The following is a 22574-nucleotide window of genomic DNA, read 5'->3' on the forward strand; positions in this document are numbered from 1 at the left end:
TAAATATTCAGGATGGATCCTTGTTAAAAATATTGATTAAGCAAACAAAAAAGCTGAATCCTAAAGCCACGATTTTTTATCGTGGCTTTTTTACGCTAATATGTTATCATATTTAAAACATAATTTGAATATGTATTAGAAAATTCCATTATTTTTGCATGAATCCTAATTCAACAACTTATGAATAAAATTCTACTGTCTCTTGTACTGATGCTTTTCGGCATGAGTACTTTTTTTGCACAGAGGGATACAGAGCACTGGATCGCGCCTTATTATGCATCCACCACAGGATATACCAATGCACTATATCTTTCTACAGACTCTACCACTCCGTTTGATGTAAAAATTTATAATAATAATACTTTGCTTACCACCGTTACCATCAGCAAAGGAAATCCTCAATCGTATACCGTTTCTGCCAATCTTATTAGCGCAACCACCACTTCGGAGGCGTTACAGATCATTACAAAAGGTCTTTACCTGAAGGGAGACAAGCCTTTTTACTGCACATTGAGATCTGCACAACCTTCGCACGGTGAGATCATCACATCCAAAGGTAAAGCAGGAATCGGGAAATTATTCTTTGTAGCCAATCCGCCCAATACTAATGCAGGAACAGGAACTTCCAATAATTTTACAGCAGGAATTTTGGCTACGGAAGACAATACACAGGTTACGGTTACATGGAATACTTCAGGATTGGTCTTTTTAGGAGGAACTCCTTCCGGTACCAACACCCACACTTTTACCCTGAATAAAGGAAAGTCTTACATTATGGCCGGAAATAATGGTACCGCAGCAAACCTTACAGGATTTATCGGAGCCAAAATAGTTTCTGATAAGCCCATCACATTAACCAACGGAAGTTCTAACGGTAATTTCGGTGCTTTAAGTTCAAGTGGTTCAGATTTAATTATGGATCAGTCGGTTCCGGCGGAAAGACTGGGGAATACTTTTGCCATGGTAAAAACAAGATCTACCGCTCCTGCCGAAAACATGGAAGGTGGAATTGTTATTGCCACAGAAGACAATACCCAGATTTTCATCAACGGCGCCACCGCTCCCATTGCAACGATTAATGCAGGGGAATGGTATAGAATTAATGAAACCAATTATATTCAGCAGGGAGGAGCAAGCGGACATTTCAATATGTTTATTTCAACCTCTAAAAATGTATATTTATATCAGTTAGTAGGAGTAGGAACAGAAAATAATACCGGAGGATACAACTATATTCCACCTTTGAACTGTTTCCTTCCAAGAAAAATCGATGAGATCGGAAAGATTAACGAAATGCCAAGTGTTTCGGGGGTAACCCTGAAGCTTAATATTCTTACAGAAGCCGGAGCAGCAGTTACCGTAAACGGAGCAACTCCTACTGCAGCTCAGGGACCTTATCCGTTAACAGGAAATACGAACTGGGTAACTTATGCTATTACAGGAATTACAGGAAATGTGACGGTAACCTCAACAAAAGCGGTAACAGCCGGAGTGAACGGAGGATACAGCACGGCAGGGTACGGAGGATATTTTGCAGGATTCTCTTCCATTCCTTTAATTACAAAACAAACCGGAGACTGTATTCCGGGAATTGTTCTTGAGGTTGACGACAGCTATGAAACGTATCAGTGGTATCTGAACGGAAATCCTATTCCGGGAGCCAATTCAAACAGCTATACGCCGACAGTAGCAGGAAATTTTACGGTAAGAATTACAGTAGGATCTTGTGTTCCTGCAATAACTCCTGTTTATAAAGTCTACACCTGCCTTCAGCAGTCTACAAAAGCGCTTACGGTTTGTGAAGGTTTTCAGGCTGTGGTTCCGTCTTTTACAAATTCTACCCAGACCTATGTTCCGAGTACAGTAACGATTGTTACACCTCCTGCAAACGGTTCTGCAGTTATTGATCCGAACGGCGTAATCATTTATACTCCAAATTTCGGTTTTACAGGTACAGATACTATGGTTTATAAATTCTGTGGAAACGATCCTGATTTTACGGATTGTGAGCAGGTAACTTTAACGTTTACCGTTTCTGCAAGTCCTACAGTAACAGACGCAACACTGAGATCATGTTTTATTCCGGCTAATCCTGCTACGGCATTATTTGACCTTACAACGGCTCTTGTATCTACCACTACAGGAATTACAAAAAAATATTATCCTTCTTTAACGGATGCACAGCTCGGAACCAATGAAATCATCAATCCGGTAAACTATATAGCACCAAACGGAGTGGTTTTCGTGAAAGTAAGCAATGCAAACGGATGTTTCAGAATAGCAAAAGTTACTTTAATTGTTCTTCCACCAGTGTATTCCAGCGTTTTGCAGGAGAAGATTATCTGTATTGAAAATAAAACAACTTTAGATGCTGGTCCAGGATTTACAGCGTATTTATGGAGTACAGGTGCAACAACACAGTCGATCAGTAACGTTACCACTGGAACTTACTGGGTAGATCTGAAAACTGGAAATTGTGTAACAAGACAGACGGTAAAAGTCTATGCTTCAGAACAGCCTGTTATTTCAAATATTGATATTTCAAACAATACCGTTACGGTATATGTATTGGGAGGAACAGCTCCTTATCAATACTCCATTGATAATATTCACTGGCAGGATTCCAATGTATTTACCAATGTTCCGAGAGGAAATAATACATTCTATGTAAAAGATTCCTACAACTGTAATCCAATGCAGGTAGAAGTTACCGTACCGAATCTTATTAACGTAATTACTCCGAACGGAGATGGCGTAAATGATGTAATTGATTATTCGGCGTTAGGAAACAAGAAAAATCTTGTATTCAATATTTACGACAGATACGGCACAAAAATGCATGAGGGAAATAAAGAAAACGGATACAAATGGGACGGCGCAGTCGGCGGCAAAAAAGTACCTACAGGAAACTACTGGTACGATGTAAGCTGGAATGAGCCAAACGGTAAACAGACCCCTATTAAATATTCCGGATGGATCTTAGTGAAAAACAGAAATTAATTTTAAATATCTCTTTAAATAATACTCTGAAAACCATGATTTTGATATCATGGTTTTTTTTATTTTTTTAAGCTCAGAATGCTTTTTATTATTAAATTTGTGTTAAAGGCAATATCTGAATGAAGAAAATTCTATCTTTTCTGTTTTTACTTCTGTTTTTCACCTCTACTTTTGCACAATTGGATAGAGAACACTGGTTTGCGCCGATGGTAGACCGTACAGGAAATTCAAATCCCAATCAGAAACTGTATCTTTCTACTAACCGTACTACGCCTTTTCCGGTAGAAATTTATAACAACAACACTTTAATTGCTACGGTAACGATCAGTAAAGGAAATCCTCAAAAAGTTGATATCCTAAGAGATTATATTATTACGTCACTACAGACAGATCTTTTTACGACGACAACTAAAGGGCTTTTTGTAAAAGCAGAATTTCCCTTTTACGCCAACTTAAGATTTTCAGTGTTTAATCACGCTGAAATTATTACATCCAAAGGAATTCCTTCCACCGGAAAAACTTTTTACGCAGCCAATGCTCCCCTCTCTGTAAGTAATTCTATCCTGAATTTTATGACGAGTGTTCTGGCAACTGAAGACAATACCACCGTTACCATAACAGGATATAAACCCACCGTACAGTTTTCCAACGGAACAACGGGAGCAACCAATCCTACCATTACGTTTAATTTAAATAAAGGGCAATCCTACATCATCGACGGAATCGGAAATAATGCGGGAAATTTTGACGGATTTATCGGAGCCAAAATTACAGCCAATAAAAACATCAATGTTACGAACGGAAATTTCAACGGGCAATATGCAGGCAATTTTCCTTCAAGTTCGGATATTTTAATGGATCAGGCGGTTCCGGTGGACAGATTAGGAAATGAATTTGCTCTGGTAAAAGGCAACGGAAGCATCGGTTCGAATATGGAAGGTGCTTTGGTAATTGCCACCGAAGACAATACGGAAATCCGTGTAAATAATGAAGTTGTTCCTGTTGCCACTTTAAATACGGGACAGTATTTCATGATTCCTGACTCCAAATATCAGCTTCAGGGAAGCGGACATTATAATCTATACATCAAAACAACCAAAAACGTCTATATTTATCAGGTTCTTGCAGGTGCAAGTACCGCAGGGAACGAAGTGGCAACCGGTGGATTCAATTTTATTCCTGCATTGAACTGTTACTTACCGAAACAGATTAACGAACTTGGATTAATTGATGAAAACTTTGTGTATTCCAACGGAAATCCGAATGGTATTTTAAATGTTCCCACGAAATTAAATCTCATCACAGAAAGAGGCGCAGTAGTTACCGTAAACGGAGTTACTCCTCCTATTTCAACAGGTCCTTTTAATATGACGGGAACTCTTAACTGGGTAACTTACGGAATTCCGAATACTGCAGGAACGGTAACCGTTGTTTCGTCTAAAGCGATAACTGCAGGAATCAACGCAGGAAGTGATGCGGTAGGATATGGCGGTTTTTTCGCAGGATTTCCCACACAGCCTGTAATTTTAAAATCCGGTGGAGACTGCGCTCCGGGAATTGTTCTTACAGTAGATCCTGTAATTTATGACACCTATCAATGGTACGTCGGCGGAGTCTTAATTCCGGGAGCTACAGGAGCTTCTTACTCACCAACTCAGTCCGGTTATTACACCTGCTCAGTAACAATGGGAAGCTGTGCTCCTTTAATCACGGCACAGTACAAGGTACAGAACTGTACAAAACTGTCTACCGCTACCTATGATGTCTGTACCACAAAAACAATTGCTCCTGCATTTACCAGTTCTACCCAGACTCCGATCCCTTCAACAGTCGCAGTGCTTACGGCTCCGACTTTAGGAACAGCAACCGTAAATGCAACGACAGGAGTCATTACTTACACCGTTACGAATCCCGGAACTGCAGGAACAGACACTTTCACGTATACATTCTGCGGAAACAACCCGGATTTTCCTGACTGCGAAACTGTAACCGTTACCATTAACATTCAGGTTTTAACGGTGAATAATGCAACATTAAAAGTCTGTGATAACGGATCGGGACAGGGGATATTTAATTTAACAACAGCCAATGTTACCACTAATTCTCCGGTAACCATTACCTATTATACGAATCTGTTGGATGCCCAGAACGAAACTCCGGGAACCGCAATTACCAATACGACTTCTTATACCGCAACGAACGGAACCATTGTGTATGCCGTGGTAAAAAATACACTTGGATGTAAAGCTATTGCCCAGATTACGCTTAATCTTTATCCTTTTGCCAACGTTCTTAATAATTATACCGGAACTTTTTGTGATGATAATCTGGACGGCGTGGTGAATGTAATTCTGCCTAACATCACCCCTCTTGTTTTAAACAATCCGACTTATTTTACGAATGTAAGATATTACGCCAACTTAGCAGATGCCAATGCCGGAAACGCAAATACTTTACCGAATAACTGGTCTTACACAACCACCACTACAATTTATATAAGAGTAGATTCTCCGGACGGCTGTCCTCCAGTTGTGAAGCCGCTTGTTTTTGTTATCGGAAATAAAATTTCTTTAATTAAAACCACACACGCCATCACCATGTGTGATGATAATCTGGACGGTACAAAAGTGATTGATCTGATACCTTATATCAGTCAGTTTACAACAGATCCTTCTGTTACAGTGACTTTTCACCCTACTCTTCCGGATGCTCAGAACAACACGGCGCAGATTGCAAACCCAATGAATTTATCGGGAACCCAAACGGTTTTTATAAGATTTGAGAAATCCGGAGTCTGTCCTAATATTGCTTCAATTACCGTTACGATAAAAACTCCAAAATCATCACTAATTCTGAAAGATAAAATAGTTTGCCCTAAAACACTGACGACTTTAGATGCAGGACCGGGATTCGACAGTTATCTATGGAGTACCGGAGCAACCACCTCTTCAATCGGAAATGTTGCCCCCGGAAATTATTGGGTAGATCTTACCGCAGAAGGCTGTACCTACAGACAAAATGTAACCGTTACAGAATCTTCTCTTCCGGTTATCACGATGATTGAAATAAACGGAAGTACAGTAACGATCGGAGCAAGCGGTGGCACTCCGCCTTACGAATATTCTCTGGATGGCGTAAACTGGCAGAGTTCAAATGTTTTCATGAATGTTCCGAGGGGAAATCATATTATCCACATTCGGGACACTAATCAGTGCGAGGAAGTGACCAGACCATTTGTTATTATTAATCTTATCAATACAATTACGCCTAATCTTGATGGCTATAACGATGCTATAAATTATTCTGAATTAATGAATAATGACAACATTGTTTTCAGAATTTTTGACCGATATGGAGCGGAAGTATTTCGAGGAGCGCCTTCCAACAGATTTACCTGGGACGGAAGAGTCGGAGGAAGACTCGTAAATACAGCAACGTACTGGTATTTCATCAGCTGGACGGAGTTCGGTGGCACAACTACTGTAAAATATACGAGTTGGCTTTTGGTAAAGAATTATTAATCGGGATGAAAAATCATTAAAAATTTTCACACATTTTATATTTAAATGCATCCTTATAACATTCATTAACAATTCTGAATCAAAGTTTAATATAACTTTAACCTGTTTTCACTACTAAAATAGGTATAGCTTGTTGGTTTTCTGCGTAATTTTGCGGTATTATATGAAGAAGCTATTTACTCTGCTGCTGTTGGTTTTTCTGGCAAAAATTAACGCACAAACATACTCCGGAGAAGTTTTTCTAAAAGATAATTCTGTTTTGTATCTGAACCAGATGTATGTTACGAATCTTAATACCCTGAAAACTGTTTTAAGTGATTATAATGGTGATTTTTCTATCTCTGCCAATCCGGGAGATGTGATCCGTTTTACGTCGATTATTACAGAGCGAAAAGATATTAAGCTGACGCCTCAGATGATGGATCAAAAAAATCTGGTTGAACTGAAAGTGGCGTATCACGATATTCAGGAAGTCATCATCAGCAGGTTTAAACCTACCGGAAACTTACGTTATGATGTAAATTCAATCAGAAAAGAAGATAAGGCTTTAGCCATTAAAAAAGTAATCGGTCTTCCGGAACCTAAAGGAGACGGAACTCCGCCGCAGCTTCCTGTTGCAGGTCTTCGCGATGGCGGACTTACCTTCAGCCTCGAAAGTATTTATGATATTTTATCCGGCGAAAGAAAGAAAAAGCAGCGCTATGTAGCCTACGAAAAAATGAATAATTCTGTAACGCAGATTAAAAATTATTTAGGAAAAGATTATTTTACAAGATTCAAAATTCCTGAAAACTTAATTGATAACTTCCTGCAGTTTGTCTATACTTCAGAAAATATCGAACCTTATGTTCTTGCCGGAAATTTCGAGGCGATAAAAATTCCGATTGAAAAATATCTTCCGATTTACCAGAGAAGATTAAGGAATTCTCACCTTCAGGATGTTCTGAAATAAAAATTTCCTTCATACGAATAAAAAAATGTACATTTTCCAACTGGGATGTACATTTTTTTGTTTTACCTAAAATAATTTTTAAATTTAGAAAAAATTGAATGTTCATTACAGTTGGTGTAATTTTCGCTGCAATTTTGGATACTAATGCCTTAAAAATAAATCAATTAAACGAGAAAATATTTTACTTTTACACTTTAATACCAGTGAATGAAAAAGTTATTTATATTTTTTAGTATGATTCTGTGCATCACTCTTTCCGCTCAGTCGAAAGGGAAAGATTACAGTGAAATTTTAAAAAGTAAAAATATTTACGAAATTAATGCTTTCCTGAGAGATGCTCATCCCGATGATCCGCGAAGATCTGTGCTTAAACCCCGCGTGATGGAAATGATGAAGGAATACATAAAAAATGCGCAACCCGGTGACCAGAAAGTAAAACAGATGCAGGACTGGCTTGCTATGCTGAAGCGAAGACCTTCTACCAAAATATCTTTTGATGAGATGAATGCCCTCATCAAACAGAAACAGATTGCAAAATATCAGAAAGAACTGCAGGTGGGGCAATCTGCGGTAGTGTACACACCAAGCAATCCTAAAAACGTATACATTACTCCTGCTGCTCATTCCATAACATCTGCAAACACTAAACCTGTTGCTGCCATTCCTGATGCGGAAGCTTCTGAATTTAATATGCTGATGGCGGAAAATCCGACGGAACATAAAAACAAAACGGTAAAAATCCTGAACTCTCTTTTCGATAACGACCCCAATGCGAAAGAATGTATTGTGATGATTGAAAATAAATCGGACTGTAATATTATTGTACGAATAGAAGGAATCGGAACTACGAAGTACAGGCTTCCTGTTCCTTCGCACGGCGACAATTCGATTGTGGTACAGAAAGGTGATTATCTTTTCACCAGTATTGTTTGTGGAGCTCAGTACGCATCACAGAAAACCATCCAGAAACCCATCATGGTTGCATTGGGAAGTTCTATGAGAAAATAACGCAGTTAGCTGTTATTTTCAGGTTTAAAAATGAAGCATTTGCTTAAAATTAGTTATTTTTGCAGGATTTTATAAATTTCTCATGGGTAAAAATAAATTAGCAAGATTCGCAGAAAACAAGATATTACCAAACGTTATTCAGCCAACGCGGGAAGATGCTTTAAACGGTTTCGATCTTAAAGGAAAATGGAGAACAGATTTCTTTAAAAACGACAATCCTATTGTTTTAGAATTAGGCTGCGGAAAGGGAGAATATTCGGTAGGTCTTGCAAAAACATTCCCTGAGAAAAATTTTATCGGAATTGATATTAAAGGGGCAAGATTCTGGTTCGGAGCCAAGGAAGCTGTAGAAAACGACATGAAAAATGTGGCTTTTCTGAGAACCCAGATTGAACTCGTTGATTATTTTTTCGGAGAAAATGAAGTGGATGAAATCTGGATTACATTTCCGGATCCACAAATTAAATACAAGCGTACAAAACACAGATTAACGCATCCTGACTTTTTAGAAAGATATAAGAAATTCTTAAAACCCGGAGGAATTATTCACCTAAAAACAGACTCGGAATTTCTTCACGGCTATACTTTAGGATTTTTGCAAGGAGCAGGTTATGAAATCATTACCGCACACCACGATATTTACGGAGCTTTAGAATATGATCCGAATACTCCGCATTTAAGAGATATTAAAACGTACTATGAAGAGCTTTTTTCTGCCAAAGGAAAAACAATAACGTATATTAAATTCAGAATTAACTAAACAACAAAACACATGATGAAAAAAAATTCAGTATTTCCAGACTCTTTACAAATTTAACTTATCGGTAGTTTTTTAAGTGATAAAATTCACATAAACAATTAAAGGCTGTAATATTCTACACCCTTACATTTTCACGTATAAACACAAAATTATAAAGATAAGTTATGAAAAAATTAATGTTGATTATTTCGACGGGAATTCTTGTATGCTGTAACACGGCTCAGGTACAAAATAAATCCCAGAATATTTTAGAAAGCAAAAACATCAGTGAAATAGAAGAATTCCTGAAAACTGCGCATCCGGATGACCCAAAAAGAAGCGTATTAAAATCCAAGGTGATCGCCTTAAAAAACTCGGAGTGGACAAAAGGAAAAAAGGATGCCAAACCGATGGAAGCAAGACCTGTTATTTCCGAAATTTCTTCTAACCTAATGAAGAATTCTAATGCCTCGGAAATGGAGGAATTTAAACGCCTGATTGCTTCTACACCCGCTGAACATAAAGACAAAACCGTAAAACTGCTTAATGCGATGTTTAATGAAGATATCAGCAGCAAAGAAGTTATTCTTTTGTTTAAAAATAATTCTGACTGTAATATTGTTTTAAGAATTCAGGGAAAAGATTTCTATAATCTTGCAGTACCGGCGAAAGGAGAGAATTCTATCGTAATTAATAAAGGAAGTTATACTTTAACGAGCCATGTCTGTGATGTTTTATATTCCTCACAGAAAGAAATTAAGAAAAGTATTTTTTTAACCATTAATAATCCTGTTCAGACTGGAAAATAAATTATGACGGGCGAGTAAGTAAAAGTTTTAAATTTACACCAAGAAAATTTTGTTATGAAAAAGTTTTTTCCTTTTGCTGTTATGATCATCATTGTCTTAAACAGTTGTGAGACGACTCATTACAGGACAACCAGCGGTTCTGTAAAACCTAAGACAAATTCAAACGCAGGTAACAGAACCTTTACTGCCAATCAAACAGAATTAGAATATCAGACTTTACTAAAAACGTACAAATCCGAAACGGCGGCAGTTTTAACGGATCTTTTAAACGGTTCCGAAGACAGCCCGAATACATCAATTACTGTTGAGAATAATTCCCGCTGCAATATGGTTCTTACGATTAGCGGAAATAATTATTTTAAGAAAATCCCTATTGGTGCCAATAAAATCGGCTCGGCAATGGTTCCGAAAAATCAGAATTATAATATTTCGGGAATGGTTTGCAATTCTGTATACCAGAAAACAAAGTTTATCAGTTCGTCTTATAATGTAACGCTTTCCAACTAAGAAAAAATATTTTATCAAAAATAAGTGATATATTAAATAATTTATTACATTTGAATAAAATCATTGCGGAATCCGAAAAGCATACAGAGTAGGAAAATTACAAATTAAAAACTATGAAAAATTTGAAAAAAGTTTCAAGAAAAGAATTGAGAACAATTAAAGGTGGTTACAGAAAATGTAGTGACGGTTGTAATGAAGAAACTGAAATATGCTGTTCAGGTGTTTGCAGAATAGGTGTAGATAATCCAAATTTTCCAGGAATGCTTGTTTGCCCTTAATAGATATAAACAAAAAATCGCCGAATCTTTGATTCGGCGATTTTTCTATAGTAAAGAAAATCTTTAATTATTCAGCATCAAAGTCAGCATCTTTATCAGCAGATACTACTTCTCCTTCTTCTTTAGATTTTTCTTTATCAGCTTTTCTCTGAGACTGACCTTCTTTGATAGATTCAGAAACTACGCTAAGAATCATATCGATAGATTTAGAAGCATCATCGTTTCCTGGGATAACGAAGTCTACTTTTCTTGGGTCAGAGTTGGTATCAACAATACCGAAAACCGGAATACCTAATTTCTTAGCTTCAGTTACCGCGATGTGTTCTCTCATGATATCTACTACGAATACAGCAGATGGAAGTCTCACCATATCAGCGATAGAACCTAAGTTCTTCTCAAGGTTAGCTCTTTGTCTGTCTACTTGTAATCTTTCTTTTTTAGATAAAGTTTCGAACGTTCCATCTTTTTTCATTTTGTCGATAGAGTTCATTTTCTTAACAGCCTTTCTGATAGTAACAAAGTTTGTTAACATACCACCCGGCCATCTTTCTGTAATATAAGGCATATTAAGTTCAGAAGCATGTTTTGCAACTACTTCTTTCGCCTGCTTCTTAGTAGCTACGAAAAGAACTTTTTTACCTGCAGAAGTTAATTTTTCTAAAGCGTTACAAGCTTCATCCAATTTAACAGCTGTTTTATGTAAGTCTACAATGTGAATACCATTTTTCTCCATAAAAATGTATGGAGCCATATTTGGATTCCACTTTCTAGTCATGTGACCGAAGTGTACACCAGCCTCTAGAAGGTCTTTTACATTTGCTTTTGCCATGTTTTTTGTTTTTGTTAGTTTACTTTCCGTCTTTTAAACAATCAACAACTTCTTTAGATGGGAGAAGCGTTTGGATGCTAAACGTAACGGGCAATTGGCGTTTTGCTTTTTGCTTGTGGCAATTGGCTTTTCGCCGAGATTAAGTTTAAATAAAAATTAATACATTTCTGTAGCAAACAACCATAAGCCATTCGCCAACAGCAAATCTTAACGTTTTGAGAATTGGAATCTCTTTCTTGCTTTTTTCTGACCTGGCTTCTTTCTTTCCACCATTCTTGCGTCTCTTGTAAGTAAACCAGCAGGCTTCAATGCTAATCTGAACTCAGCGTTGATTTCGCATAAAGCTCTTGAAATACCTAATCTGATAGCTTCTGCCTGACCTGTATTTCCACCACCGAATACGTTTACGGTAACGTCATACTGACCAACAGTTTCAGAAAGGATAAATGGTTGGTTTAATTTGTAAACCATTACATCTGTAGAGAAGTATTCTTTAGCGTCTTTACCGTTTACTGTAATGTTACCAGTTCCTGGCTTTACATAAACTCTTGCTACAGAAGTTTTTCTTCTTCCGATTTTGTGAACTGTAGACATATTAATTATTTAAATTCGTTAACATTAATTGTTTTAGGCTGTTGAGCTTCATGTTTGTGCTCAGTTCCTTCATATAAGTAAAGATTCTTAAGGATCGCAGCTCCAAGTCTGTTTTTAGGCAACATCCCTTTTACTGATTTTTCCAATACTTTTAAAGAATCTTTCTTTTGAAGTTCAGCCGCAGTCATAGACTTCTGTCCTCCAGGATAACCTGTATGCCAGATATAAGTCTTGTCGTTCCACTTGTTTCCGGAAAGAGTTACTTTCCCAGCGTTCAAAACGATTACGTTATCACCACAATCTACGTGAGGTGTGTAGTTCGTTTTGTGCTTACCTCTCAAAATCTTTGCAACCGTAGAAGCTAGTCTTCCCAACGGTTGTCCTTCAGCGTCTACCACAACCCATTCTTTATTAGCAGTAGCTTTGTTCGCTGAAACAGTTTTGTAACTTAATGTATTCACACGTTTTAGTTAAAGATTAAACATAATTTTCCCCTAAAAGGGTGTGCAAAGGTACAAATTATTTTTAGAATGCAAAAACATATTTCGTTTAATCTGTTGATTATGTGTTTAAGCCTAAGTATCTGAAAGACTTAATCGTACAGAAACCAATCAAAAAACATGGAAATAACCATTTAAAAATTCATGTATAAATTCAAAAACCATTTAAAAATCGAATAAATTTTAAAGGTAATTATTAATTAAATTTAATATTATCCTCAAAAACATATCAATATGATTATTTAATTTCTTTAAATAATTATATTTGCTGAAATCCATATCTATATCATGAGCCACGGAAAAATTAGAGAAGATAAAACGTGTCTTAACTGCGGACACCTTGTTGAAGAAAGATTCTGCCCTCATTGCGGACAGGAAAATACGGAGCCCAAACAGCCGTTCCATTATCTTTTCACTCATTTCATTGAAGATTTCACGCATTATGACGGACAATTCTGGAAAACAATAAAATATTTACTCATTCGTCCCGGGAGATTAACTAAGGAATATCTTGCCGGAAAGAGACAAATGTATGTGGCTCCTGTAAAACTGTATATTTTCATCAGTTTTATTACTTTCTTCCTCCCTACTCTATTTTCCAGTTCGGAAGAGGAACTTTCAGACCATGAAAAGAAAGAACAGATTTTAAAAGAAAAAGAACAGGACGAAAAGATTGCAAGATTCACAGACAGTCTGAAACATTCACTCCAAAAAAATCAACTGATAAAAGAAAATGTATCTCATCCTGAGACGGAAAAAGAGATGAAAACTGTTGACCCGAAAGACAGAAACGATCCTGAAGTGGGTACTTTTGGAGAAACAGCAGACGGAAAAATGAGCATTTTGGGAGCTACTACCCTAAAACAGTATGATTCTTTAAGCTTAAAAAGCAAGGATAAAAAAGCTACATTCGCATTTCTAAAACCTTATGCAGAAAAAATATTTCATTTTCAGGAACAGGGGCTGAAAAAAGACCAGATTTTTGAAAAATTTGCTGATAATATTGTTCACACTCTTCCGAAAGCACTATTTGTTTACCTGCCGATTTTCGCCTTTCTACTTTGGCTTTTCCACAATAAAAAGAAATGGTGGTATTTTGATCACGGAATTTTTACGCTTCACTATTTTTCCTTTCTTCTTTTAGGAATTCTGATCATCATAACGGTCTCAGAACTCACTTCACTGCTTCCGGATAATACGATCTTCAACACCTTCAGTTTTTCGCTTTATTCTGCGGCAATCATTTATATGCTTGTGTATTTCTTCGTTGCGCATCACAGAGTTTACGAAAACGCACGGAGCATAAGCGTGGTAAAAGGAATTCTTTTATTTATTGTGAATTTATTAGGACTTGTCTGCATGTTCCTTATATTGATGTATGTAAGTTTTATGACGATGCATTAATTGCGCAATGTTTTGTTTGCTCTGAAGCTTGCAATTAAATAATACGCCACAAAAACCGTCGAAAATTTCAGCACGGAAGGAATAGCCTGTTCAAGATTGAAAATTAAAGTTCCCGCAAGAACTAAGATTCCCATGGCAACAAAAGATAATCCTAATTTTTGAGGCAGAGTAAAATCCGGGGTATCTAAATAATAAGCAATTCCCCATGCGAAGCCAAAAGCAAAAGCATAATAAATATCGAGTCCGATGTTTTCCGAACTGTAAAACAAATAATTGATTAAAAAACTCAGAACAGTTCCGAGCATGAAGTATAACAGTGCTTTTTTCATAAATTTTTTAAAATTCTAGTTCTTTATTACGATTTTTCATATAATAAGAAGGTCCGATTCCTGTAATCTGTTTAAACGAATTAGAGAATGCTCCCAATGACGAATATCCCAAATAATCTGCAATATATGTAAGTTTAAATTTACGAAATTCACTTTCACTGTCTAATTTTTGAATGAAATGCCTGACACGCAGATCGTTAATATACCAATTGAAATTCATATTTTTTTCAGTTTTTATAAAATCAGAAATCGTTCGGGAACTGATATCGAGCAGAGAAGCAAGTTTTGCTGAAGTAAAGTTTTTTTCAAGAAACAAAGTTCCGCTTTCAAAATCCTGCAAAGCGAGGCGCAAGCGTTCGGTTGTTTTTTCTGAAACCATGAGTCCGCTTTTAACAGCAGTTTCCGGAGAAATTTCTTTCCCTGAAGCACTTGCAGATGTTTCCTGAAGAGAATCCTTTAGGTTTGAAGACTTATTATCTGTGTTTCCTATACTTATTTTCTTTCTCAGTTCCTCATACTTCTTTTGATTTTCTTTCGATCTGTAAAGATAAAAAACGGTAAGCAATATCATGATGATGATTAAAGAAATAAGCAATCCTGAATACACGGAAACTTCTGTATTCTGATCCTCAATTGTCTTGTTCTTTTCCTGAAGTGATTTTTCCAGACTATGAAAGTTTTTCTTATTTGAAACTGCCGAAAGTTTTTTAAGCTCTTCGGAGTATTTAATAAAATTTGACTGATCTCCGTTTTCAGAATAGGTTTGAGAAAGGTTTTTTAGAATTTCTATCTTTTTATTTACAAAATCATTATTATCCGGAAGAATAGCCAACGCTTTTTTAAAATACATAATGGCTTTCTGATAATCTTTGGCTCCCATGTGCAGATAGCCAATATCATGATTAATGGCAGCCTGAAGATAAAAATTATCCGGCTTTACAAGACTCAGTGCCCGTTGAAAATAGACATTTGCCGAATCCGGATTTTTCAGATCAGCATAATTGTATCCGATATTGGTATATGCCGAAACCAGTTGGTTATTACGAAGCTCCGGATCTTCAATATGTCGGAATTCTTCTACAACTTGCAGCGAAACAGCAAGTTTCTCTTTTGTAAGCTGCGGTTCCTTACCATCTCCCAAAACAATCAGTTTTGAATTAAGAATCAATCCTCTTACCTCATAAGACTCCTGAGACCTCAAATTTTTTAAAATATTCAGCCCGTGTTCAAAGTTCTGCATCGCAAGATCAGAAGCCTCCATTTTTGCATACTGAGTTCCTAATATTCTGTAGGCGAGAGCCTGCCCTTCTTTATAGTTTATGCTCTCTGCAAGTTCCAGAGATTCTTGTGCATTCTCAAAACAGCTTTCCGGATCTCCATTCAGCAGATAAGCAAAACTTTTAAGGTATAACCCTTTTACAACAAACTTTTGCTCTCCTGAATTCCGGGCGTTAAGAATTAATTGGTCGGTCTGTTTTAAAGCAGAATGAATATCACTCTGAGCCAACTGTTTCAAACGGTTGTACTCATCTTCAAAATGGATTTGTTTTTGAGCTTTCCCATAATGGAAACCCATAAAAACTAAACACCAAATACACTTTATGACAAAAGCTATTTGTTTTTTGGACTTTTTCATACGTGCTTTTGTTTGTAAAATTCTGTATCCTACAAGTAAGATGCAAATTATACTTTTGCAAAATTCCGCAATTTGCAAATATGCAGCAAGTTACATTAATGCAAACCGTTATCCTAATAATAACTTTGCAAAAAACATAAGATAATAGAATGAAAAAATGTAAGTTTCTTTTAATAACAATACTGTTATTTTTTCAGCTGTGTAATTCTCAGGTAGGTATTAATACCAGTAATCCTCAAAAAAAATTTCATATAGACGGAAACAGAGACAATCCTGCAACAGGAATTCCTAACAATATCCAGACTGCAAATGACTTCACTATAGATTCAAACGGAAATGTAGGAGTCGGAACAATTACTCCGCTCGTAAAATTGGATCTGCGTTCTGCAGGAAGCAACAATTCTTTAGCCATAGGAAATACCTCACAAACAGCAACACAAGTCTCCGCCGGTGCTGTACGCTATGCCCCTGTAAACGGAGGGGTAATTCAATATTCCGACGGAACGGCATGGTTTCAGCTAAAAACGCCTGATATCGAAAAAACAAATGTAGTGGCAAGAATCCGTGCAGCTGCCTTTCAGGCACAATATCAGTTTCCTTACAATACGGATAAAAAGGTTACCCAATTTGAAAAATTTACAGATAACAAAAATGCATTCGATCCGTCATCCGGAGAGTTTACGGCACCCCGTAACGGAATATACCTTTTGACATTCACTTACGATATGGTGAGATATTGGGTATTGAAAGGAGGTGTCATAGAAGTTGATTTTGTAAAAATCACAGAAACCGGAGCTACCTCTGTCGAAAAAAGATGTGTCCGCAGTTTAGCCTCTTACGGTGATAATTCCGGTGTTACTTATGCCCGTCAGTCGCAGATAGGAGGATCCTGTGTAGGCGCAATACCTCTTACTACCAACGAAAAAGTTTATGCAACCATAAGACAGACTACTTATAACGGAAATCTAAGCATGAGACTTCCCTCCTCCACCGCAGTAAACGATCTCTCCAATCCAGAGCAGGGTTTTAACCATTTAACGATAACCGAACAATAATGATGAAATATATTATACTGATAGGATTTTTACTATTTGGCAAGATCTCCGCACAAAATGTAGGAATAGGTACGTCAAATCCCGAAAATGTTTTACACGTAGATGCCAAAAAAAATAATCCTCAAATTCCGTCAGCTGATGCAAGTTATTATTATGATGATGTAGTAATTAACGAAAACGGATTTCTGGGAATAGGAACCAAAAACCCTGTAACGCGGGTTGATGTACGCTCAAAAGGAGACAACAATGCCATTGCTGTCGGAAACACTTCCCAAACCGCCTCAAATGCGGGTTCAGGCGCAGTTCGATACAACGGAACCAATCTGGAATATTCTGATGGAACAACATGGATTGTATTGCCCGTAGTAACCCCCAATGCATTTGTCCTTGCGGGTAAGGTTTCCAGCCAGTCTGTTAATGACAATACTACTTCAACCGTGGTAAACTGGTCTGAGAACAAAGATTTAACGGAGAGTTTTAATCCCGCCACAGGCATCTTTTCAGCAAATAAAGACGGGCGATATCTGGTTACTTTCAATTTCGAATTTCAGACAGCGACTTTAGGAACCAATGCATACGTAGAAGCTATCATTACCAGCAACAGAACCAATAATAATATACAGACTTTCAAATGTGTTTCTTCTTATCCTGGAAGTTCCAACAGCAATATTTCTGCTTCAGGAGCGTGTACCGCCATTTTTAACCTGAAACAAAACGACACAGTAAATGTGCAGGTAAAAAATGTTACCGGCGGAAACAAAATTATTGCTTCCGACCCGGCAAAAACAACATTAACGATTTTCGGAATTTAAAAAAAATGAAAAATGAAAAAAAAATATCTCTTACTCCTCATTATTTTTGCATTTCAAGATATCTCCGCTCAGTTGGGTATTGACACTTCTGTACCTGTAGGAATATTTCATGTTGATGCTTCAAAAAACAATCTCAACGCAGCTCCTACAAGCACCACTGTTGTGGACGACTTTATCATATCAAATTCAGCAGGTACAGAAGGCTACATCGGCATAGGAAACAGTTCGCCAAAAGTAAAACTGGATGTAAGGACTACAGCAGGAAACAACAGCGCCATAGGCATCGGTAATACTACTCTTACCGCAGACGCAGCCAAAGAAGGCGCTTTGCGGTACAACGGAACTATACTGCAATACAGCAACGGCTTAGAGTGGGTAAACATAGAAAGTACCACAAACTCTAACAAATCTGTAGTTATTGCAAATAAAACAGATACACCGAATATTCCTCACAGGACGTCTTATTATTTCGGATGGAATAAAATTTATGATTCTAATAATAATTTTACAGCAGGATCAAACGGCGCCGGGGAAACAAATCCTACGGGAGGATATTTTACTGCACCTCGGACAGGAAATTATCTGGCAACTTTTACTTTTGCAGCCAATACATTGGTTCAGGCTTTTCAAAATACAACATTTGACGATCCTAACCAAATTGAAGCTATATGGGAAGTAAGAAGTGATGCGACAACTATCCTAAACCGCCTGAAATGTGCCAACAATTTTCCTGCAAACAGCCGCAATTCAAGTGGAACTATTATTTCTACGCTTGTCGGCAGCAACTGTACCGTTACTGTACATTTAACAGCTGGACAAAGACTTTATCCTTTGGCTTGGGTAGACTTGAACCCCGGAATCGGAGTTAATCTGATTAATGATTCTTCATATAACACTCTTACTATCGTTGAGCAATAAATGTAGTGCAAAATTGATGACGCAAAAATATAAACACCAACGAATTTCACTGAAAACCGGAACTATGACTCAATAAGTGGATAATTTTAACAATTTAAAAGCTATTATTCTTATTTTAAAAGAACACAGATACTATATACTATTAAAAAAATCAGCAAGAGGGAGGGAGTATATTTCCTCCTTTTTAATGTAAAGTACCTTAATACGAAGTTTAAAAACGCCTATCTTCTCTTTATCATTTTACTGCAATCAAATAAATCTGCATTTATGTGAGCTCCTCTGATCAATTTTTTTATCTTTGAAAAATTCAGAAATTTTCTAAATCTTTTATGGAAACCCAAAAATACACTCCAAAAAATAAAGTCAGAATCGTGACGGCTGCGTCGCTATTCGACGGTCATGATGCTGCGATTAATATTATGCGCCGTGTGATTCAGGGAACAGGATGCGAAGTTATCCACCTTGGACACGATAAATCGGCTGAAGAAGTAGTAAATACTGCGATTCAGGAAGATGCAAATGCCATTGCATTAACCTCTTATCAGGGTGGTCACAATGAATATTTCAAATACATCTATGACCTTTTAAGAGAGAAAAACTCTCCGCAGATCAAAATTTTCGGTGGCGGAGGCGGTGTAATTCTGCCCGAAGAAATCGAAGATATCATGTCTTACGGAATCGACAGAATTTATTCTCCGGATGATGGTCGTGAACTTGGTTTACAGGGAATGATCGACGATTTGGTTCAGAAATCAGATTTCGCAACAGGAAAAGATATTGATGTAAAAGATCTGGATTCAATCAGTTTTGAAAATTCTACAAGCATTGCTAAAATCATTTCTGCCGTTGAAAACTTCTCGGAAGAAAAACCGGAACTGGTAAAAGCGATCGACGAAAAATCAAAAGACTTACATATTCCGATTATCGGGATCACAGGAACCGGAGGAGCCGGAAAATCATCCTTAACAGATGAATTGGTAAGACGTTTCCTACGTTCCAATACTGATAAAAAAATTGCGATCATTTCGATCGACCCTTCTAAAAAGAAAACAGGAGGTGCACTTTTGGGAGACAGAATCCGTATGAACGCGATTAATGATCCAAGAGTGTATATGCGCTCAATGGCGACAAGAGAAAATAACGTTTCAGTTTCTCCATTCATTCATTCTGCATTGAATGTATTGAAACTGGCTCATCCCGATGTTATCATTCTGGAAACTTCAGGTATCGGACAATCCGGCTCGGAAGTTTCAGACTTTGCGGATGTTTCAATGTATGTAATGACTCCGGAATACGGAGCTTCCACACAGTTGGAGAAAATCGATATGTTGGATTACGCAGATTTGGTTGCTTTAAATAAATCTGACAAACGTGGCGCTCTTGATGCCCTTCAAGCCGTAAGAAAACAGTTCCAGAGAAACCACCTGTTATGGGAACAGCCATTGGATGAAATGCCTGTGTATGCTACAAAAGCATCTCAGTTCAATGATCACGGAACAACAGAATTATACAACAGACTGGTTGCAAAAGTCAACGATAAATTTGCTGATTTAAATTTAAAAACATTTGTTGAACAGGAAATTACAGACGAAGTAACGATTATTCCTCCTAAAAGAGTCCGTTATCTTTCCGAAATCGTTGAAAACAACAGACAGTACGATGCGAATGTTGAAAAACAGGCTGAGTTAGCAAGAAAAATGTATCATATTGAAGGCGTTAAAAATTTCCTTTCCAATGAAACATTAGATGCTGAATATCAGAAAGCTGAAAAGGAACTTCAACAGGAAAACATAGACTTCCTTAAAACATGGGACAATACGAAAGAGGCTTTCAAAGCTGAATTTTATTCCTATTTCGTAAGAGGAAAAGAAATTAAGGTGGAAACCTCAACAGAATCTTTATCCCACCTAAGAATTCCGAAAATTTCTTTACCGAAATACAACGACTGGGGTGATCTGATTAAATGGAAAGGACAGGAAAACCTTCCGGGAAGCTTCCCTTATACTGCGGGAATTTATCCTTTCAAAAGAACTGGAGAAGATCCTACGAGAATGTTTGCCGGAGAAGGAGGTCCTGAAAGAACCAACAGAAGATTCCACTACGTTTCTGCGGAAATGCCTGCAAAACGTTTATCTACGGCTTTTGACTCGGTAACTCTTTACGGGCAGGATCCTGCTTTACCGCCGGATATTTATGGCAAAATCGGAAATGCGGGCGTTTCTATTGCCACTTTGGACGATGCTAAAAAACTATATTCAGGATTTGATCTGGTGAATGCACTAACTTCGGTTTCAATGACGATTAACGGACCTGCGCCGATGTTGTTGGCTTTCTTTATGAATGCAGCCATCGACCAGAATGTGGAGAAATATATTGTTGAGAATAAGCTTGAGGCTAAGGTTGAGGAAGTTTTAAAAGCGAAATTCGACGACAAAGGTTTAGCAAGACCAAAATACAACGGAGAATTGCCGCCTTCCAATAACGGTTTAGGATTAAAACTATTGGGAATTACAGGAGATGAAATTATTCCGACTGATGTGTATGCAGAAATTAAAGCGAAAACCATTGCAACTGTTCGTGGAACCGTTCAGGCAGATATTTTAAAGGAGGATCAGGCGCAGAACACCTGTATTTTCTCTACTGAATTTGCTTTGAGATTAATGGGTGACGTTCAGGAATATTTTATCAAAGAAAAAGTAAGAAACTTCTACTCCGTTTCCATTTCAGGATATCATATTGCGGAAGCGGGAGCCAATCCGGTTTCTCAGTTGGCATTTACTTTGGCAAATGGTTTCACCTATGTTGAATATTATCTGTCAAGAGGAATGGACATCAACGATTTTGCACCGAACTTATCGTTCTTCTTCTCCAACGGTATTGATCCTGAATATTCAGTAATCGGACGTGTGGCAAGAAGAATCTGGGCAAAAGCGATGAAACTGAAATACGGAGCCGACGAAAGAAGCCAGATGTTGAAATACCACATCCAGACTTCGGGACGTTCTCTTCACGCTCAGGAAATTGATTTCAACGATATCAGAACCACTTTACAGGCGTTGTATGCAATTTACGACAACTGTAATTCATTGCACACCAACGCTTATGACGAGGCAATTACAACTCCGACTGAGCAATCCGTAAGAAGAGCGATGGCAATTCAGTTGATTATCAATAAAGAGTTAGGATTGGCGAAAAATGAAAATCCCCTACAAGGTTCATTTATTATTGAAGAATTGACGGATTTGGTGGAAGAAGCAGTTTACGCAGAATTCGACAGAATCACGGAAAGAGGCGGTGTTTTGGGCGCAATGGAAACGATGTACCAACGTTCAAAAATTCAGGAAGAATCAATGCATTACGAATGGCTGAAGCATACCGGAGAATATCCGATTATCGGAGTGAATACGTTCTTAGGAAAAGACGGTTCGCCAACGGTTCGTCCGGGAGAAGTCATCCGTTCAACGGAGGAAGAAAAGCAGTTCCAGATTGAAATGCTTCATAATTTCCAGAAATCCAATGAAGACAAATCGGAAGCCGCCCTGAAAACACTGCAACACGCCGCAATTAATCAGCAAAACTTATTCGAAGTGATGATGGATGCTGTGAAATACTGTTCTCTTGGACAGATTACCAATGCTTTGTTTGAAGTGGGCGGGAAGTATAGAAGAAATATGTAATCATAC

Annotated in this window: 18 protein-coding genes; 13 read left to right on the forward strand and 5 right to left on the reverse strand. The window is 37.5% G+C overall.

Annotated elements, in window-relative coordinates; translation table 11 throughout:
- Window positions 1-180: 180 nt before the first annotated feature.
- The 8 genes from BW951_RS20725 (at window position 181) to BW951_RS22920 (ending at window position 10814) form a co-directional block, all read left to right on the forward strand.
- The gene (locus tag BW951_RS20725; RefSeq protein WP_076396336.1) at window positions 181-3000 is read left to right on the forward strand and encodes a T9SS type B sorting domain-containing protein; all 2820 of its coding nucleotides are present in this window, start codon (window positions 181-183) and stop codon (window positions 2998-3000) included.
- A gap of 119 nt (window positions 3001-3119) precedes the next feature.
- Entirely contained in the window at window positions 3120-6521 is a 3402-nt protein-coding gene (locus BW951_RS20730) for a T9SS type B sorting domain-containing protein (protein ID WP_076396338.1), read from the forward strand.
- A 163-nt stretch (window positions 6522-6684) separates the two neighbouring features.
- Window positions 6685-7473 carry a hypothetical protein gene (locus BW951_RS20735; protein ID WP_084196503.1) on the forward strand — a complete coding sequence of 263 codons (789 nt, stop codon included), beginning with the start codon at window positions 6685-6687 and terminating at the stop codon, window positions 7471-7473.
- Window positions 7474-7680: 207 nt separating this feature from the next.
- Window positions 7681-8481: a DUF6759 domain-containing protein gene (locus BW951_RS20740; protein ID WP_076396340.1), complete on the forward strand. Its 801-nt coding sequence runs from the start codon at window positions 7681-7683 to the stop codon at window positions 8479-8481.
- A gap of 82 nt (window positions 8482-8563) precedes the next feature.
- Window positions 8564-9241, forward strand: a complete 678-nt coding sequence (gene trmB / locus BW951_RS20745; protein WP_076396342.1) for a tRNA (guanosine(46)-N7)-methyltransferase TrmB — start codon at window positions 8564-8566, stop codon at window positions 9239-9241.
- Between the two features lie 164 nt (window positions 9242-9405).
- Window positions 9406-10029, forward strand: coding sequence for a DUF6759 domain-containing protein (locus BW951_RS20750; protein ID WP_076396344.1), 624 nt, complete (start codon window positions 9406-9408; stop codon window positions 10027-10029).
- 54 nt (window positions 10030-10083) lie between these two features.
- Window positions 10084-10536 (forward strand): DUF6759 domain-containing protein, encoded by a 453-nt coding sequence (locus BW951_RS20755; protein WP_076396346.1) that lies wholly within the window; start codon window positions 10084-10086, stop codon window positions 10534-10536.
- Window positions 10537-10649: 113 nt separating this feature from the next.
- On the forward strand, window positions 10650-10814 hold the full coding sequence (locus tag BW951_RS22920; RefSeq protein ID WP_165762947.1) for a bacteriocin-like protein: 165 nt from the start codon (window positions 10650-10652) through the stop codon (window positions 10812-10814).
- Window positions 10815-10881: 67 nt separating this feature from the next.
- On the opposite strand, the gene rpsB is transcribed toward BW951_RS22920, so the two are convergent.
- The 3 genes from rpsB to rplM all read right to left on the reverse strand — a co-directional run bounded on the left by rpsB (window position 10882) and on the right by rplM (window position 12698).
- On the reverse strand, window positions 10882-11643 hold the full coding sequence (gene rpsB, locus BW951_RS20760; protein WP_076396348.1) for a 30S ribosomal protein S2: 762 nt from the start codon (window positions 11641-11643) through the stop codon (window positions 10882-10884).
- Between the two features lie 207 nt (window positions 11644-11850).
- Window positions 11851-12237 carry a 30S ribosomal protein S9 gene (rpsI, locus tag BW951_RS20765; protein WP_072883409.1) on the reverse strand — a complete coding sequence of 129 codons (387 nt, stop codon included), beginning with the start codon at window positions 12235-12237 and terminating at the stop codon, window positions 11851-11853.
- A gap of 5 nt (window positions 12238-12242) precedes the next feature.
- The gene (gene rplM, locus BW951_RS20770; protein WP_027381190.1) at window positions 12243-12698 is read right to left on the reverse strand and encodes a 50S ribosomal protein L13; all 456 of its coding nucleotides are present in this window, start codon (window positions 12696-12698) and stop codon (window positions 12243-12245) included.
- 327 nt (window positions 12699-13025) lie between these two features.
- Here rplM and BW951_RS20775 point away from each other — a divergent pair, with 327 nt between their 5' ends.
- A complete protein-coding gene (locus BW951_RS20775) occupies window positions 13026-14141 on the forward strand; it encodes a DUF3667 domain-containing protein (RefSeq protein ID WP_076396350.1) in 1116 nt (371 codons plus the stop codon).
- On the opposite strand, the gene BW951_RS20780 is transcribed toward BW951_RS20775, so the two are convergent.
- Together BW951_RS20780 and BW951_RS20785 are read right to left on the reverse strand one after the other, a co-directional pair.
- Window positions 14138-14470, reverse strand: a complete 333-nt coding sequence (locus tag BW951_RS20780) for a hypothetical protein (protein WP_076396353.1) — start codon at window positions 14468-14470, stop codon at window positions 14138-14140. The genes BW951_RS20775 and BW951_RS20780 overlap by 4 nt on opposite strands.
- 7 nt (window positions 14471-14477) lie before the next feature.
- Window positions 14478-16106: a helix-turn-helix domain-containing protein gene (locus BW951_RS20785; protein ID WP_084196504.1), complete on the reverse strand. Its 1629-nt coding sequence runs from the start codon at window positions 16104-16106 to the stop codon at window positions 14478-14480.
- 149 nt (window positions 16107-16255) lie between these two features.
- Here BW951_RS20785 and BW951_RS20790 point away from each other — a divergent pair, with 149 nt between their 5' ends.
- The 4 genes from BW951_RS20790 (at window position 16256) to BW951_RS20805 (ending at window position 22568) form a co-directional block, all read left to right on the forward strand.
- Complete coding sequence (locus tag BW951_RS20790) at window positions 16256-17161, forward strand: C1q-like domain-containing protein (protein ID WP_076396359.1); 906 nt, start codon at window positions 16256-16258, stop codon at window positions 17159-17161.
- A complete protein-coding gene (locus BW951_RS20795) occupies window positions 17161-17973 on the forward strand; it encodes a hypothetical protein (protein WP_076396361.1) in 813 nt (270 codons plus the stop codon). The genes BW951_RS20790 and BW951_RS20795 overlap by 1 nt, the downstream gene beginning before the upstream one ends.
- 12 nt (window positions 17974-17985) lie before the next feature.
- Window positions 17986-18891, forward strand: a complete 906-nt coding sequence (locus BW951_RS20800; protein ID WP_076396363.1) for a hypothetical protein — start codon at window positions 17986-17988, stop codon at window positions 18889-18891.
- Window positions 18892-19220: 329 nt separating this feature from the next.
- Window positions 19221-22568: a methylmalonyl-CoA mutase family protein gene (locus BW951_RS20805; RefSeq protein ID WP_076396365.1), complete on the forward strand. Its 3348-nt coding sequence runs from the start codon at window positions 19221-19223 to the stop codon at window positions 22566-22568.
- Window positions 22569-22574 lie beyond the last annotated feature (6 nt).

The organism is Chryseobacterium gambrini, from assembly GCF_900156825.1.
Taxonomy (GTDB): Bacteria; Bacteroidota; Bacteroidia; order Flavobacteriales; family Weeksellaceae; genus Chryseobacterium; species Chryseobacterium gambrini.